At 68.5% G+C, this 15,320-nt stretch carries 13 protein-coding genes and 1 pseudogene; 5 read left to right on the forward strand and 9 right to left on the reverse strand.

Features of this window, described 5'->3' with window-relative positions:
• Positions 1 to 6: 6 nt before the first annotated feature.
• Positions 7 to 432, forward strand: coding sequence for a peptide-methionine (R)-S-oxide reductase MsrB (gene msrB, locus ACIUM1_RS05350; RefSeq protein WP_406816217.1), 426 nt, complete (start codon positions 7 to 9; stop codon positions 430 to 432).
• A 101-nt stretch (positions 433 to 533) separates the two neighbouring features.
• Here the strand turns inward: msrB and ACIUM1_RS05355 are convergent, their stop codons facing one another.
• The 6 genes and pseudogenes from ACIUM1_RS05355 to hemE form a co-directional block, all read right to left on the reverse strand.
• Positions 534 to 1,382, reverse strand: a complete 849-nt coding sequence (locus ACIUM1_RS05355; RefSeq protein WP_406816218.1) for an endonuclease domain-containing protein — start codon at positions 1,380 to 1,382, stop codon at positions 534 to 536.
• A 126-nt stretch (positions 1,383 to 1,508) separates the two neighbouring features.
• Entirely contained in the window at positions 1,509 to 2,261 is a 753-nt protein-coding gene (locus ACIUM1_RS05360) for a class I SAM-dependent methyltransferase (protein WP_406816219.1), read from the reverse strand.
• Between the two features lie 3 nt (positions 2,262 to 2,264).
• Positions 2,265 to 2,333: pseudogene (locus ACIUM1_RS05365) on the reverse strand (16S rRNA (guanine(966)-N(2))-methyltransferase RsmD); the annotation flags it as partial.
• Position 2,334: 1 nt separating this feature from the next.
• Positions 2,335 to 3,030 (reverse strand): hydrogen peroxide-dependent heme synthase, encoded by a 696-nt coding sequence (hemQ, locus tag ACIUM1_RS05370; protein ID WP_406816220.1) that lies wholly within the window; start codon positions 3,028 to 3,030, stop codon positions 2,335 to 2,337.
• Between the two features lie 5 nt (positions 3,031 to 3,035).
• A complete protein-coding gene (locus ACIUM1_RS05375; protein ID WP_406816221.1) occupies positions 3,036 to 4,412 on the reverse strand; it encodes a protoporphyrinogen oxidase in 1,377 nt (458 codons plus the stop codon).
• On the reverse strand, positions 4,409 to 5,458 hold the full coding sequence (gene hemE / locus ACIUM1_RS05380; protein WP_406816222.1) for a uroporphyrinogen decarboxylase: 1,050 nt from the start codon (positions 5,456 to 5,458) through the stop codon (positions 4,409 to 4,411). Before hemE ends, ACIUM1_RS05375 begins: the two co-directional genes overlap by 4 nt.
• A gap of 88 nt (positions 5,459 to 5,546) precedes the next feature.
• Between hemE and ACIUM1_RS05385 the strand changes: the two genes are divergently transcribed.
• The 3 genes from ACIUM1_RS05385 to ACIUM1_RS05395 all read left to right on the forward strand — a co-directional run bounded on the left by ACIUM1_RS05385 (position 5,547) and on the right by ACIUM1_RS05395 (position 8,412).
• Positions 5,547 to 6,356 (forward strand): enoyl-CoA hydratase/isomerase family protein, encoded by an 810-nt coding sequence (locus ACIUM1_RS05385; RefSeq protein ID WP_406816223.1) that lies wholly within the window; start codon positions 5,547 to 5,549, stop codon positions 6,354 to 6,356.
• Between the two features lie 138 nt (positions 6,357 to 6,494).
• Positions 6,495 to 7,112 (forward strand): DUF3000 domain-containing protein, encoded by a 618-nt coding sequence (locus ACIUM1_RS05390; protein WP_406817540.1) that lies wholly within the window; start codon positions 6,495 to 6,497, stop codon positions 7,110 to 7,112.
• A gap of 1 nt (position 7,113) precedes the next feature.
• Positions 7,114 to 8,412 (forward strand): HRDC domain-containing protein, encoded by a 1,299-nt coding sequence (locus ACIUM1_RS05395; protein WP_406816224.1) that lies wholly within the window; start codon positions 7,114 to 7,116, stop codon positions 8,410 to 8,412.
• Here ACIUM1_RS05395 and dxs read toward each other — a convergent pair.
• A complete protein-coding gene (gene dxs / locus ACIUM1_RS05400; RefSeq protein ID WP_406816225.1) occupies positions 8,409 to 10,334 on the reverse strand; it encodes a 1-deoxy-D-xylulose-5-phosphate synthase in 1,926 nt (641 codons plus the stop codon). The genes ACIUM1_RS05395 and dxs overlap by 4 nt on opposite strands.
• Before the next feature lie 369 nt (positions 10,335 to 10,703).
• Between dxs and ACIUM1_RS05405 the strand changes: the two genes are divergently transcribed.
• Complete coding sequence (locus tag ACIUM1_RS05405) at positions 10,704 to 11,993, forward strand: SLC13 family permease (RefSeq protein ID WP_406816226.1); 1,290 nt, start codon at positions 10,704 to 10,706, stop codon at positions 11,991 to 11,993.
• On the opposite strand, the gene ACIUM1_RS05410 is transcribed toward ACIUM1_RS05405, so the two are convergent.
• Positions 11,990 to 13,168: a class I SAM-dependent RNA methyltransferase gene (locus ACIUM1_RS05410; protein ID WP_406817541.1), complete on the reverse strand. Its 1,179-nt coding sequence runs from the start codon at positions 13,166 to 13,168 to the stop codon at positions 11,990 to 11,992. The two genes, ACIUM1_RS05405 and ACIUM1_RS05410, sit on opposite strands and share 4 nt — an antisense overlap.
• Before the next feature lie 41 nt (positions 13,169 to 13,209).
• A complete protein-coding gene (locus ACIUM1_RS05415; protein ID WP_406816227.1) occupies positions 13,210 to 15,204 on the reverse strand; it encodes an APC family permease in 1,995 nt (664 codons plus the stop codon).
• Positions 15,205 to 15,320 lie beyond the last annotated feature (116 nt).

Consider the following 15,320-nt stretch of genomic DNA (forward strand, 5'->3'; position numbering starts at 1 on the left):
GGATGCATGACCTCCCCCGACGTCTCGCGGCCCAAGGTGCAACTGAGCGACGACGAGTGGCGCAAGAAACTCAGCCCGCAAGAGTTTTATGTGCTGCGCCAAGCCGGCACCGAGCGGCCCTTCACCGGTGAATACACCGACACCAAAACCGAAGGCGTATATCAGTGCCGGGCCTGCGGCGCCGAATTGTTCCGCAGCACAGAGAAATTCGAGTCGCATTGTGGTTGGCCGTCGTTCTTCGACCCCGCGAAGTCCGACGCGGTGATCCTGCGGCCCGACCATTCCATGGGCACGACGCGCACCGAGGTGCTGTGCGCGAACTGCCACAGCCATCTCGGCCACGTGTTCGCCGGCGAGGGCTATCCGACGCCGACGGACCAGCGCTACTGCATCAACTCCGTCTCGCTGCGGCTGGTGCCGGCGGGCGGATAGCCTGCGGGTTGCGTTCGCGGGCGGATAGCCTGCGGGCCGCGCGGCGTCGCTCCACGACACGTAACCAGTTGTGACGACACGCCGAGGCGGATCGCAACGCTTTAAATCTCGCGGCAACCTCGGCGGATAAGAGCGTCGCGCACACGTCGCACGATGCCTTCAGGTTTGTCCTCGGCGATTACCCGGACGACGATCCAGCCGAGTTCTTCGAGCTTGCGCACCCGCCACTGGTCTCGGGCGTACTGGCGACGGTCGGCGCGGTGATGATCACCGTCATACTCGGCGGCCACTTTGTATCTCTCCCAAGCCATATCGAGCACGCCAACCGTTCGCCAGTTCTCATTCACGGGTATTTGCGTCTCGGGTGCGGGCAGCCCGGCGTCGACCAGTAGCAGACGCAGCCAGGTCTCCTTGGGTGACGCGGCACCGGGATCGACGAGCGGTAGTGCCGTGCGGAGGCGTCGCAGCCCCCGCGCACGCGGGTACCGCTTGGCCAGCAGCGACACCTGCTCGACGTCAAACGGTGTCGCGCGCATCAGCGCGTCGAGTCGCGCCACCGCCTCGCCCCTGGGCAGCTGCCTGGCCAGGTCGTAGGCCGTTCTCACCAAAGTGGTCACCGGCAGTCCCGCGATACGGGTGATCTCGTCCGGCTCAACTCGCTGATTGCGGGTGATCACACCGGCCGGCGCATTCGGGTTACGCCAGATCAACTCGATGGGTTGGTCGTCGTCGATCCAATTCGAGCCGTGCAACTTCGCCGCGGCCAGTCCGGCGAGCACGGCGCGCCGGCCCGACCACAGCCATGCCGCGATACATCGCGTTCGCAGCGCCGGTGCGGCGTCGCCCGACAGATAGATGTCGGGATAGATCGCACGGAACTGGGTTCGCAGCTGATATGGGCTCAGGCTTCCCCGGCGCACAGCCTCGCTGCCTCTGAACACGTCTTCCACGCACTGAAGACGCCTCTGCCCGCCGCGGGGATCCACCAGATATAAGCCACCGCGATACCTGTCGGCGTGTCGTCGCAGACGTTTACGTGTCGTGGCGCGGGCGGGACGGCGGCGGTCGGCCGCCCCTCAGTCGATTTGGGTGGCGTGCACTTCCCAGAACGGGGCGTGTGCCCGTTCGCCCTCCAGCCACGGCTCGATCACCCGGAAGCGCTCCAGCAGCTTCTCCGCCTGATCGGCCATGTCGGGATTGCGCCTGGCCATCGCCTCGATGGACTCGACGCTCACGTTGACCCGATAGGTGGTGGTGCCCAGATAGGTGATCTCCCAGCCACCGTCGGGAAGCACGTCGCGGAAGTCGTTCTCCGACAACGACCGCAGCATCTTGAAACCATTGACGTTGTGTTCGCCGAACTCGAACATGTACAGCCGCGCGCCCGGCTTGGTGGCGCGGTGCAGCGCCTGCACATAGGACCGGCGCAGCTCGGGCTCGGTGCTGAAGGTGTGGTAGAAAGCGCAGTCGACCACCGTGTCGAACCGGCCGTCGAAGCCTTCCAGCTTCGTCGCGTCGGCCAGCTCGAAATTGACCGAGACGCCGGCCCTTTCGGCGTTCTCCCGGGCACGCTCGATGGCGCCGGCCGACCCGTCGATGCCGGTCGCCGAATATCCCTTGGACGCGTAATAGATGGCGTGATGGCCGGGGCCGGTGCCCGGGTCGAGCACCTCACCCTTGATGGCGCCCAACGCGACGAGCTGCTGGACCACCGGCTGTGGGCCGCCGATGTCCCACGGTGTGGCGGCCGGCAGGCCGTGCGATGTCCGCTGGTCGCGGTACATCTCCTCGAAGCGAGTGGGGTCGGTCGGGTCGAATGGCTGGGTCATATGGCGCCGCTTCTCCTCATCGCTTCGTCCCCCGCAAGCGGGAGGTGCCCCCACTGCATCGTCGCCGGCGCGGTCATGGCAGGGAGTTCACCAGCTGCTCGACGGGCACCCGCGGTCCGGTGAAAAACGGTGTCTCCTCGCGGGTATGCCGACGGGCGTCGGTGGCGCGCAATTCCCGCATCAGGTCCACGATGCGGTGCAGTTCGGGGGCCTCGAAGGCCAGCAGCCACTCGTAGTCGCCGAGCGCGAACGCGGGCACCGTGTTGGCGCGGACGTCCTTGTATTCGCGCGCGGCCATGCCGTGCTCGGCGAGCATGCGGCGGCGTTCCTCGTCGGGCAGCAGGTACCACTCATAGGACCGCACGAAGGGATACACGCAGATGTAGGCGCCGGGTTCCTCGCCGGCCAAAAACGCGGGGATGTGGCTCTTGTTGAACTCGGCCGGCCGATGCAACGCCACGCTGCTCCACACCGGCGCACTGGCCCGGCCCAACGCGGTGGTACGCCGGAAGTCGGCGTAGGTGGCCTGCAGCGCCTCGACGCGTTCGGCATGGGTCCAGATCATGAAGTCGGCGTCGGCCCGCAGCCCCGCGACGTCGTAGAGGCCGCGCACCACCACGCCGCGCTCCTCCTGCTGCTTGAAGAACGTCGACGCTTCGTCGATGACGTCGTCCCGCTGTTCACCGAGCTCACCCGGCTCCACGGAGAACACCGAGAACATCAGGTACCGGATCGTGGAGTTCAGCGAGTCGTAGTCGAGCTTGGCCATGGAACCTATCGTGCCACCTGCGCGTCCAAGTCTCCGATGGCCCTGATCACACGTTCGGCCGCGCGACCGGCCGCGCCGACGCAGGCCGGCACACCGATGCCGTCGAGGTAGCTGCCGGCCACGGCGAGCGTCGGGGGCAGCCCGGCCCGCACCTCGGCGACCAGCTCGGCATGGCCGGGCCCGTATTGCGGCATCGCGTCGATCCAGCGCTGGACGCGGACGTCGACGGGGTCGACGGTCAGCCCGAACACGCTGGCCAGATCGCCCAGCGCCCAGGTCAGCAGCTCGTCGTCGGACGTTTCGGCCGCCACCCGATCGCCGAACCGCCCGAACGACAGCCGCAGCAGCTGCGCGCCTCCGCGAGCACCCCACTTGCGCGACGACAAAGTGATGGCCTTGGCACGCAACGGCTCGCCGGTGGCCACCAGCACGCCCGAACACTCGGGAAACGCGGTATCGCCCGGCACGGCGAGCGCCATCACCACCGACGATGCGCTGCGGATGCGTCCGGCGGCGGCGACGCTGCGCGGGGCGATCTCGGCCAGCAGGCGGCAAGACCGACCCGCCGGCACGGTCACGATCACCGCGTCGGCGGCCCAACGGGCGCCGGTGTCGTCGATCACCGACCAGCCGGCTTCGGCGGGCTCGAGCCGTGACACCGCGGCGCGCACCCAGCGCGGGCGCCCGCGCGCGACCAGCTCGTCGATCAGCACCTGATAGCCGCCGTCGAGCGCCCCGAACACCGGCGCGCCGGTGGCCGGCGGCAGCGCCTGAGCCACCGCGTCGGTCAGGCTGGTGGCGCCGCCGTCCAGCGCCGCGGCCACAGTCGGGGCGGCCGCGCGCAGGCCGATGGTGGCCGCCGAACCCGCATAAACCCCACTCAGTAGGGGGTCCACCGATCGGGATACCACCTGGTCACCGAATCGGTCACCCACCAGGTCGGCCACCGCGGGGTCGCTGCCCGCCTGCCACACCAGCGGGCGCGCGGGTTCGGCCTCGATGCGGGCCACCGTGGCCTCGTCGACCAGCCCCGCCACCGACGCCGCCGACGACGGGATCCCGACGACGGTGCCTGCCGGCAGCGCCCGCAACTCCTGCCCGCTGTAGATCAGCGGGCGCGCGCCGGTCGAAACCCGTTGACGCTCAGACAGATTCATTTCGGCCAGCAGCGCCGGCATTTCGGGGCGACGCAGCACGAAGGCCTCGGCGCCCACGTCCATCGGCACCCCGGCGACCAGCTCGGTGCGCAGCACTCCGCCGAGCCTGTCCCCCGGATCGAACAAGGTGATCGCCGCGTCGGCGCCGGCGGCCATGCGGAGCCGATAGGCCGCCGTCAGCCCCGAAACACCGCCCCCTACAACACAATACGAGGGCGAAGTCATAGGGAGTGGACCAGCGACACCAGGTCGGTCAGCACGCCGGGATCCGTCTCGGGCAGTACCCCGTGGCCGAGGTTGAAGACGTGACCGGCGGCGCCGGCGTCGATCGCCCGCCGTCCGTCGTCCACGACCGCGCGAGCGGCTCGCTCCACCACCGGCCAGCCCGCCAGCGCCACCACCGGATCGAGGTTGCCCTGCAACGCCGTACCGGGTTGTACGCGTGCGGCCGCGTCGGCCAGGGACGTTCGCCAGTCCACGCCCACCACGTTCGCGCCGACCGCCGACATCGCGCCCAGCAGTTCGGCGGTGCCGACCCCGAAGTGGGTCATCGGCACGCCGTAGTCAGCCAGCGCCGCGAAAACCCGGCTGCTGTGCGGCTGCACATAGGCGCGGTAGTTCGCCAGGGACAGCGCCCCGGCCCACGAGTCGAACACCTGGACGGCGTCCACTCCCGCGTCGAGCTGCACCCGCAAGAAGCCCACGGTGATGTCGGTGAGCTTCTCCATCAGCGCATGCCAGGTGTCCGGCTCGGCCAGCATCATCGCCTTGGTGCGCGCGTGGTGGCGACTGGGTCCGCCCTCGATCAGATAGGACGCCAGCGTGAACGGGGCGCCCGCGAAGCCGATCAGCGGAACGTTGCCGAGCGCGGCCACCAGCAGCGAAACCGCGTCGGACACCGGCTGAACCCGTTGCCGCTCAAGGGGTTTGATCGCTGCTACATCCGCGGCGGTACGCACCGGTGACCCGATGACCGGCCCCACCCCGGCGACGATGTCCAGGTCGATGCCCGCACCCAGCAGCGGCACCACGATGTCGGAGAACAGGATCGCCGCGTCGACGTCATGGCGGCGCACCGGCTGCAGGGTGATCTCGCAGACCAGCTCGGCGTCGAAGCAGGCCGACAGCATGTCGGTCTGGGCCCGCAGCGCCCGGTATTCGGGCAGCGAACGACCGGCCTGCCGCATGAACCACACCGGCACCCGGTTCGGTTTGCGGCCGCTCACGGCCGCCAGATACGGCGACTCGGGAAGATCGCGGCGAGTACTCATCGGCCTCAATGCTGCCATGACCGCAGAGGACCGAACCGCGCTGCGTACTATCAACGACCGCAACCGTTTGAACGTCAGGAGCTCGGTGATGCCAGTGAGTCAGCCCGCGGCGAGTTACGACGACTTCCCCAGCCTGCGCCGCGAGCTCGGCGAGAACGGCGTGCTGACGCTGGTTCTCGACTCCCCGGGGCTCAATTCGGTCGGGCCGCAGATGCACCGCGACCTCGCCGACATCTGGCCGGTGATCGACCGCGATCCCGCGGTGCGCGCCGTGCTGGTCCGCGGGGAGGGCAAGGCCTTTTCCTCCGGCGGCAGCTTCGACCTGATCGACGAGACCATCAACGACTACGAGGGCCGGATCCGCATCATGCGTGAAGCCCGCGACCTGGTGCACAACATGATCAACTGCGACACACCCGTCGTCTCCGCGATCCGCGGGCCGGCGGTGGGTGCGGGACTGGTGGTGGCCCTGCTCGCCGACATCTCGGTGGCCGGCCGGACCGCGAAGCTCATCGACGGCCACACCAAGCTCGGCGTCGCCGCCGGCGACCATGCCGCGATCTGCTGGCCGCTGCTGGTCGGCATGGCCAAGGCCAAGTACTACCTGCTGACCTGCGAGACGCTGCTGGGCGAGGAAGCCGAGCGGATCGGACTGGTGTCCACCTGCGTCGACGACGACGACGTGCTGCCCACCGCCACCCGCATCGCCGAGAACCTGGCGCAGGGAGCGCAGAACGCGATCCGGTGGACCAAGCGCAGCCTCAACCATTGGTATCGGATGATGGGTCCCACCTTCGAGACCTCGGTGGGCCTGGAATTCCTCAGTTTCAGCGGCCCCGACGTGCAGGAAGGCCTGGCCGCGCACCGCGAGAAGCGCCCGGCGCGTTTTACCGGCTGACCGCCGCTTGAGCTGCACATATAGCTTTGGTGGAGGCCTGGTAACGGCTTGGTCGCGGCCGGTTTGAAACGCGGCGCGCCTGTCGCGGCGTGTCGGGCTGGAGGTCTACCGTCGTTCCCTGTGACCCGTGCCGTGCCGATGCAGAACGGTCGGGATGAACAGGAGCGGCGCCAAGTGACCTCATCCGAACCGGCCCCCTTCCGCGAGGCGGTAGCGGCGATGAACGCCGTCGTCGTGCGGCCGGAGATCGAGTTGGGTCCCATCCGGCCGCCGCAACGCTTGGCCCCCCACAGTTACGCCCTGGGTGCCGAGGTCAAACATCCCGATCGCGAAATCATTCCAGAACGATCCGACGGCGACGCCTTCGGACGGCTGATCCTGCTCTACGACCCCGAAGGGGCCGACGCGTGGGACGGCACCATCCGGATGGTCGCCTACATCCAGGCCGACCTTGACCCCAGTGAGGCGGTCGACCCGCTGCTGCCCGAAGTAGCGTGGAGCTGGCTAGTCGAGGCACTGGAGTCACGTATGGAGCAAGTCGTCGCCCTGGGCGGTACCGTCACCGCCACCACATCGGTGCGCTACGGAGACATCTCCGGGCCGCCGCGCGCCCACCAACTCGAGCTGCGCGCGTCATGGACCGCGACGTCGTCCGCGGTCGGCGGGCATGTCGAGGCGTTCTGTGAGGTGCTGGAGCACGCCGCGGGGCTACCACCCGCCGGAGTCACCGACCTGAACTCCCGGTCACGCGCCTAGCATGGGCGAACCGTCGGCCGACGGGCCGCGCGGCAGCGTGCCCGGCGATGTCGGCACCGACCCCGCGCCCACCCCGCTGCCGCACCCTTCCGAGGGCGTCCCGCCCATCTCGGTGAGCGTTCACGACATCGAGGCCGCCGCGCAGCGACTCGACCGTGGGCACGGGCCTTTCGCGGTGGACGCCGAGCGGGCATCGGGTTTTCGGTACTCCAACCGGGCCTACCTGATCCAGATCCGGCGGGCCGGTTCCGGCACCGTGCTGATCGATCCGGTGAGCCACGGCGCCGACCCCCTCGAGGCCCTGCGGCCGGTGGCCGAGGTGCTCGACAGCGACGAATGGATCCTGCACTCCGCCGATCAGGATCTGCCGTGCCTGGAGGAGGTCGGCCTGCGGCCGCCGGCGCTGTATGACACCGAACTCGCCGGACGGCTCGCCGGGTTCGACCGGGTGAACCTGGCGACCATGGTCGAACGGCTGCTGGGCTTCGGGCTGGCCAAAGGGCACGGCGCGGCGGACTGGTCGAAACGGCCGCTGCCCGCCGAATGGCTCAACTACGCCGCCCTGGACGTCGAACTGCTCATCGAGCTGCGCGCCGCGATCGCCGACGTGCTGGCCGAGCAAGGTAAAACCGATTGGGCCGCACAGGAATTCGAATATCTGCGCGAGGTGGGTTCGAAGGATCCGGCCGTGCGGCGGGACCGGTGGCGGCGAACCTCGGGCATCCATCGGGTGCGCGACCAGCGCGGTCTGGCCGCGGTCCGCGAATTGTGGCTGACGCGCGACCGGATCGCGCAGCGCCGCGACATCGCGCCGCGCCGCATCCTGCCCGACTCGGCCATCATCGATGCCGCCCTGGCCAACCCGACGACCGTCGAGGAGCTCGTCGCCTTGCCGGTGTTCGGTGGGCGCAATCAGCGCCGCAGTGCGGCGACGTGGCTGGCGGCGCTGGACGAGGCCCGCCGGACCAAGAACCCGCCCGGGGACAGCGAGCCGCCGAACGGGCCGCCACCGCCGGCGCGATGGAGCAGGCGCAAACCGGAGGCCGCCGCCCGGCTGGAGGCCGCGCGCGCGGCGCTCTCGGAGGTCTCCGAGCGGGTCCACGTCCCCACCGAGAACCTGGTCTCGCCCGACCTGGTGCGACGACTGTGCTGGGACTGGACGCCAGTGCCCGATGCGTTCGACGCCGTCGACACGTTCCTGCGCGCCGGGCAGGCCCGGCCCTGGCAGCGCGAATTGGTGGACCCGGCCTTGGCGCGCGCCCTGCAGGCGCCGCCGGAGACCGCGCAGCCCCCCGATTAGTCGAGGTGCTCGCGGATCTCCGCTTCGGCGACGCCGCTGGCCAACGCGGCGACCCACCCGGTGATGCGGCGGGCCACGTCCTGGTCGGTCAGCGCCAAATCCGACAGCAGCTCACCGCGGGAGGCGTGCTCGAAGAACCGCTGCGGCAGGCCGACGTCACGGCACGGAACGTCGATCTCGGCGCGGCGCAGGGCGGCGGACACCGCCGAACCCACCCCGCCGTTGACCCCGTTGTCCTCGCAGGTGACGACGAGCTTGTGCTGGGCCGCCAGTTCCAGAACGCTCTCCGACACCGGCAGTACCCAGCGTGGGTCGATGACCGTGACGCCGATCCCCTGGTCCTGTAGCCGCCTGGCCACCGCCAGCGCCATCGGCGCGAACGCGCCGACGCCGACGAGCAGCACGTCGTGGTTGCATCCGCCGGCCGGGACGGCGAGCACGTCCACACCCGAGATGCCCGATCCCCGGCGTTCGATCGCCGGAAGGTCCTCGCCCACATCACCTTTGGGGAAACGCAGCGCGGTGGGGCCGTCGTGGACGTCGAGCGCCTCACCGAGTTCCTCACGCAACCGGGTGGCGTCCCGGGGCGCGGCCACCCGCATGCCGGGCACGATGCCCAGCATCGACATGTCCCACATGCCGTTGTGGCTGGCGCCGTCCGAACCGGTGATGCCGGCCCGGTCGAGCACCATGGTGACGGGCAGCCGGTGCAGCGCCACGTCCATCATGATCTGATCGAAGGACCGGTTGAGGAAGGTCGAATAGATGGCCACCACCGGATGCATGCCGCCCATGGCCAGCCCGGCCGCCGACGTCATCGCGTGCTGCTCGGCGATGCCGACGTCGAACAGACGGTCCGGGAACTGCTGCCCGAACGGGGTCAGCCCGGTCGGCCCGGGCATGGCGGCCGTGATGGCCACGATGTCGCGGCGCTTCCTGGCGTACCCGATGAGGGCGTCGGAGAACGCCGCCGTCCAGCCGGGGCCGGCGATTTTGGTGGCCTGGCCGGTCACCGGGTCGATGACGCCGCAGGAATGCATCTGCTCGGCTTCGTCGTCCTCGGCCGGGGCGAAGCCCATCCCCTTGCGGGTCACCACATGCACAATCACCGGGCGGCCGAAGCCGCGGGCATGACGCAGCGCGGCCTCCACCGCGCGTTCGTCGTGACCGTCGACGGGACCGACGTACTTCAGCCCCAGATCGGTGAACATCAGCTGTGGCGACAACGAGTCCTTGATGCCGGCCTTGACGCTGTGCATGACGCGATAGGCGATCTTGCCGACCAGCGGCAACGCGCGCAATGCGTCGCGGCCCTTCTCCAGCGCCTGCTCGTAGGCCGGCTGCAGCCGCAGCGAGGCCAGATGGTCGGCGACACCGCCGATCGTCGGGGCGTAGCTGCGGCCGTTGTCGTTGACCACGATGATGACCGGCCGGCCGGAAGCGGCGATGTTGTTCAGCGCCTCCCAGCACATGCCGCCGGTGAGCGCGCCGTCGCCCACCACCGCGACCACGTGCCGGTTGCGGTGCCCGCTCAATTCGAAGGCCTTGGCCAGCCCGTCGGCGTAGGACAAGGATGCGCTGGCGTGGCTGGACTCCACCCAGTCGTGCTCGCTCTCGGCCCGCGACGGATATCCGGACAGCCCGCCCTTCTTGCGCAGGCTCTCGAACTCGTGGGCGCGACCCGTCAGCATCTTATGGACGTAGGCCTGATGGCCGGTGTCGAAGATGATCGGATCGTGGGGCGAGTCGAAAACCCGGTGCAGGGCCAGCGTCAGCTCGACCACGCCCAGATTGGGCCCCAGGTGTCCCCCCGTGGCAGCAACCTTGTGAATCAGGAACTCGCGGATCTCAGCGGCCAGCTCGCAAAGTTCATGGTGGGAAAGGTGCTGCAGATCAGCGGGCCCGCGGATCTGTTCCAGCATCCAGTCAGTCTACGCAGCTCGTGGCGAGTGGTCCCATCAGACAATTTCAAATTCCGCCGTCCGGCTCCGGGCCGCGCCTTTGGTAACCTCTCTGCACGGTGTGCCGGGAAGCCTGGTCGGCGTTGCAGTTCAACGACCCCAGGAGGTACAGCTTGCGGCGCCACCACCGACCGGGCGGTCTGACCGCTGAGCCGGATCTCGCCGAATCCTTGAGGCTCAGCAGCGATGCGAGAGCCGTCCACACGCCGCGGTCGAGCAGTCAGCCGGTCGCCGTGGTCGAAGACGGTGAGTTGCAAGGAGTGGTCACGGCATCGCGCCCGCTGGCCGTGGCGCTGCAACAGTGAGGGGCCTCGGGGGGAGGCAGCGCCGATGATGTATTACGCGATCGCGGTGTTCCTGGTCACGTATGCCTTCCTCATCAGCGAACGCTTCAGCAAGACAACGGTCGCACTGGTGGGCGCCGGGCTGGTGGTCATGCTGCCGGTGATCGATTCGGCCGACGTGTTTTACTCCGAAGACAACGGAATCGACTGGGATGTCATCTTTCTGATGCTGGGGATGATGATGATCGTCAGCGTCCTGCGCAATACCGGCGTCTTCGAGTACGTTGCGATCTGGGCTGTCAAGCGTGCCAACGGCTCCCCGCTGCGCATCATGATCCTGCTGATGCTGGTGATGGCACTCGCCTCGGCCGTGCTGCCCAACGTCGTCTCGGTCTTGTTGATCGCCCCCGTCACCCTGCTGGTTTGCGAGCGGCTGGAGATCAACCCGGTACCGATGTTGATCGCGGAGGTATTCGCCTCCAACATCGGGGGTGCGGCGACGCTGGTGGGTGACCCGCCCAACATCATCATCGGCGCCCGCAAGGGCCTGTCGTTCAATGCATTCCTGGTTAACATGGCGCCGATCGTGGCCATCGTGCTGCTGGCCCTCATCGCCGTGTCACCGCTGTTGTTCCGCGGCTTTTCTGCCGTCAACCCCGAACGCATCGCCGACGTCATGGCGCTGCAAGAGCGCGAGACCATCCGAGATGGCTTGCTGCTCATCAAGTGCGGCGTTGTCTTGCTCGTCGTGTTCGCCGGCTTCGTCTTGTCCCCGACGATACGTATCGCGCCGTCGCTGGTGGCATTGCTCGGCGCCGGTCTGCTCATTCTGGCGTCCAGGTTGGAAAAGTCCGACTACCTCTCCCATGTCGAATGGGACACGCTGCTGTTCATGGTGGGGCTGTTCGTCATGGTCGGCGCCCTGCTCAAAACAGGCGTCATCGGCATTGTGGGCCGGTTGGCGGCCAACTTCACCGGCGGCAACGCGCTGGTGGCGACCGTGCTGATCCTGGGGTTCTCGACGCTGGTGTCCGGTGTCATCGACAACGTCCCGTACGTGGCAACGATGACCCCGATCGTCGGTCATCTCGCCACGACCATCCACGGCCAGGCGCACCATAACGCGCTGTGGTGGGCGCTGGCGCTCGGTGGCGACCTCGGCGGCAACCTCACCGCCGTCGGCTCCACTGCGAACATCGTCATGCTGGGCATCGCCGTGCGTTCGGGAAATCCCATTTCTTTCTGGGAATTCACCCGCAAGGGCGTGTTGGTCACCCTGCTGTCCACCGCACTCTGCGCGCTCTATCTGTGGCTTCGGTACTTCGTACTTACTTAACGGGTCAGCAGCGCGACGCATTCGGTGTGATGCGTCAGCGGGAATGCGTCGAACACCTTGATCTTCTCGACGGTGTAGCCGTGCCCGAGGTAGATCCCGATGTCTCGGGCGAAAGACGCTGCCTCACAACCGATATGCACCACCCGCGGAACGCCGGCCGCGGCCAGCAGATCGATCACCTCGCGGCCCGCGCCGGCCCGCGGCGGATCCAGCACCGCTACGTCGGCGCGCCCGCGCTGGGCCGCCAGCGCGCGGCGCACCGAGTCGGTGACGATGTGCACCTGGGTCAGGTCGGCCAGGGCGATACGGGCGGCCCGGGTTGACGCGCGCGAGGTCTCGACGCTGAGCACCCGCCCGGAGTGTCCGACGGCATCGCCGAGCACCGCGGCGAAAACCCCTGCGCCGCCGTACAAATCCCACGCGCGCATGCCCGCGCCCGGCTGCGCCCAGTCGGCGATCAGTTCGCTGTACACGCCAGCCGCTGCGCGGTGCGCCTGCCAGAAGGCGGTCACCGGCACCTGCCAACTGCGGCCCGCCACGCGCTGCACCGCCTCGTAGCGACCCTCCACGACCTTGGTCGCGGTCTGCCGGCCCTGCCGCAGGGTGCGCACCACGTGGCGGGCGCCGTCGTCGTCGACGGCCACATGCAGCTGGGCGGCCGGGGGCCACTCGCCCTCGGCGATCCCGTCGAGCATGCCGTCCGGCAGCTGCGCACAGCGCAGGTCGGTCACCAATTCCTCACTGTGGTACCGGTGAAAGCCCGCGCGACGGTCGGGACCCACGTCGAGCCGGACGCGGGTCCGCCACCCCGTCGTCGCCGAATCCGCCAGCGGCTCGGCCTCTCCGCTCCACGCATGCCCGCCGAGCCGCTCGAGCTGATTGGCCACGACTTGGGCCTTGAGTGTGCGGGCCAGCTCCGGGGTGGCGAAGGCCAGGTCACAACAGCCGGCACCGCCCACCCCGGCGATCGGACACAGCGACGCGACGCGGCCGGCCGCCGGCTGGAGAACCTCGAGAACCTCTGCGTGCCAATAAGATCCGCGGTCCGCGGTGACCCGGACCCGCACCCGCTCCCCGGGCAACGCGTACCGGACGAACACCACGCGGCCTTCGTGATGCGCGACGCAGCTGCCGCCGTTGGCGGGGGCATCGGTGGTCAGGGTCAGCTCCCCCACCGCGGGCGCCGCCGGGCGCGGTGCGCGTGTCGAATCGCGGGTCAATCGAAGATACCCCGACGAGCGTCACCGGGCGCCACGTGCGGCTGCAGGGTCTTGCGCCGTTCCGACGAACTCAACTGCCACGGAACCGAAGTCACCATGACGCCGGGCATGAACAACAGCCGCCCCTTGAGCCGTAGGGCGCTCTGGTTGTGCAGCACCTGTTCCCACCAGTGGCCCACCACGTACTCCGGAATGAACACCGTCACCACGGTGCGCGGCGACTCTTCCCTGGCCCGCTTGACGTATTCCAATACCGGACGGGTGACTTCACGGTACGGCGAGGCGATGACCTTGAGCGGGACGCTGATCTCGCTTTCCTCCCACTTGTGCACCAGTTCGCGGGTTTCCGCGTCGTCGACGCTGACCGTGACGGCCTCCAGAACGTCGGGCCGGGTGGCCCTGGCGTAGGCCAGCGCACGCAGTGTCGGCAGGTGCAGCTTCGACACCAGCACCACGGCGTGATTGCGGCTGGGCAGCACCACGTCTTCCTGGGCGGCGGCCTGCTCCGCCAGTTCGCGGTTCACGGTGTTGTAGTGCCGGTGAATCATTTTCATGATCCCGAACAGCAGGCTCATCGCGAACAGGGCGATCCACGCCCCGGCTGCGAACTTGGTGACCAGGACCACCAACAGCACCGCGCCGGTGGACAGCAATCCGACCGTGTTGACCGCCCGCGAGCGCATCATCTTGCGCCGCGCCCGCGGATCGGTTTCAGTGCGCAGCAACCGGGTCCAGTGCCGGACCATGCCCATCTGACTCAGCGTGAACGAGATGAACACCCCGACGATGTACAGCTGGATCAGCGCGGTGACCTCGCCACGAAACGCGATGATCGCCAGCAGCGCCGCCCCGGACAGGAACAGGATGCCGTTGGAGAACGCCAATCGGTCTCCGCGGGTGTGCAATTGGCGCGGCAGGTAGCTGTGCTGCGCCAGGATCGAGCCGAGCACCGGGAACCCGTTGAACGCCGTGTTGGCCGCCAGCACCAGGATGAGGGCGGTGACCGTGGCGATCAACAAGAACCCGATGTGAAAGCTGCCGAACACCGCCTGCGCCAGCTGGGTGACCAGGGTCTTCTGGTAGTAATTCGGCGGCGACCCACCCAGCTGCGTCGCGGGGTCCTCGACGAGCTGCACGCCGGTTTGCTGGGCCAGCACGATGATGCCCATCAGCAGGGTCACCGCGATGCCGCCCAGCATCAACAGGGTGGTCGCCGCGTTGCGCGACTTGGGCTTCTGAAACGCCGGCACCCCGTTGCTGATCGCCTCGACACCCGTCAGCGCCGCGCACCCCGACGAAAACGACCGCGCCACCAGGAACGCCAGGGCGAAACCGACGACCGGGCCGTGGGCGGAATGCATCTGGAAGCCGGCGGACTCGGCCCGCAGCGGATTGCCCAGCACGAAGATGCGGAACAGACCCCAGCCGATCATCACCAGGACACCGACGATGAACGCATAGGTCGGGATGGCGAACGCCAACCCGGACTCGCGCACCCCGCGCAGGTTCAGGGCCATCACCAGCAGGATCGACACCACGCAGAAGAACACCTTGTGCTGGGCCACGATCGGGATCGCCGAGCCGATGTTCGCCATCGCCGACGCCGTCGAGACGGCAACGGTCAGAACGTAATCCACCATCAACGCGCTGGCGACCACCAGGCCGGCGGTGTCGCCGAGATTGGTAGTGACCACCTCGTAGTCGCCGCCGCCGGACGGGTAGGCGTGGACGTTCTGCCGGTAGCTGGCCACCACCACCAGCATGACCGCTGCCACCGCCAGCCCGATCCACGGCGTCAGTGCATAGGCCGTCACCCCGGCCACCGACAGCATCAGGAAGACCTCCTCGGGCGCGTACGCGACCGAGGACAAAGCGTCGGAGGCGAACACCGGTAAGGCGATCCGCTTGGGCAGCAGCGTGTGACTCAGCCGGTCGCTGCGAAACGGCCGACCGATAAGCAACCGACGGGTGGCGGTTGAAAGTTTGGACACGAGAGCCAAGGGTAAGCCCCAACGGGTTTGGCGGTAGCGTTCGTAGGAGAATGTTTGCCGACCGAGAACGGCCGCCGACGCGGGTTGCCGGTGAAGGGCTCAGGACGCGGCCCGGG

The sequence above is a fragment of the Mycobacterium sp. M23085 genome (assembly GCF_045343915.1).
In the GTDB taxonomy this organism is placed as follows: domain Bacteria; phylum Actinomycetota; class Actinomycetes; order Mycobacteriales; family Mycobacteriaceae; genus Mycobacterium.

Coding starts and splice junctions, on each gene's coding strand:
- msrB (WP_406816217.1), top strand. CDS start 7: ATGACCTCCCCCGACGTCTCGCGGCCCAAGGTGCAACTGAGCGACGAC.
- ACIUM1_RS05360 (WP_406816219.1), bottom strand. CDS start 2,261: ATGACCCAGCCATTCGACCCGACCGACCCCACTCGCTTCGAGGAGATG.
- hemQ (WP_406816220.1), bottom strand. CDS start 3,030: ATGGCCAAGCTCGACTACGACTCGCTGAACTCCACGATCCGGTACCTG.
- ACIUM1_RS05375 (WP_406816221.1), bottom strand. CDS start 4,412: ATGACTTCGCCCTCGTATTGTGTTGTAGGGGGCGGTGTTTCGGGGCTG.
- hemE (WP_406816222.1), bottom strand. CDS start 5,458: ATGAGTACTCGCCGCGATCTTCCCGAGTCGCCGTATCTGGCGGCCGTG.
- ACIUM1_RS05385 (WP_406816223.1), top strand. CDS start 5,547: ATGCCAGTGAGTCAGCCCGCGGCGAGTTACGACGACTTCCCCAGCCTG.
- ACIUM1_RS05390 (WP_406817540.1), top strand. CDS start 6,495: ATGCAGAACGGTCGGGATGAACAGGAGCGGCGCCAAGTGACCTCATCC.
- ACIUM1_RS05395 (WP_406816224.1), top strand. CDS start 7,114: ATGGGCGAACCGTCGGCCGACGGGCCGCGCGGCAGCGTGCCCGGCGAT.
- dxs (WP_406816225.1), bottom strand. CDS start 10,334: ATGCTGGAACAGATCCGCGGGCCCGCTGATCTGCAGCACCTTTCCCAC.
- ACIUM1_RS05405 (WP_406816226.1), top strand. CDS start 10,704: ATGATGTATTACGCGATCGCGGTGTTCCTGGTCACGTATGCCTTCCTC.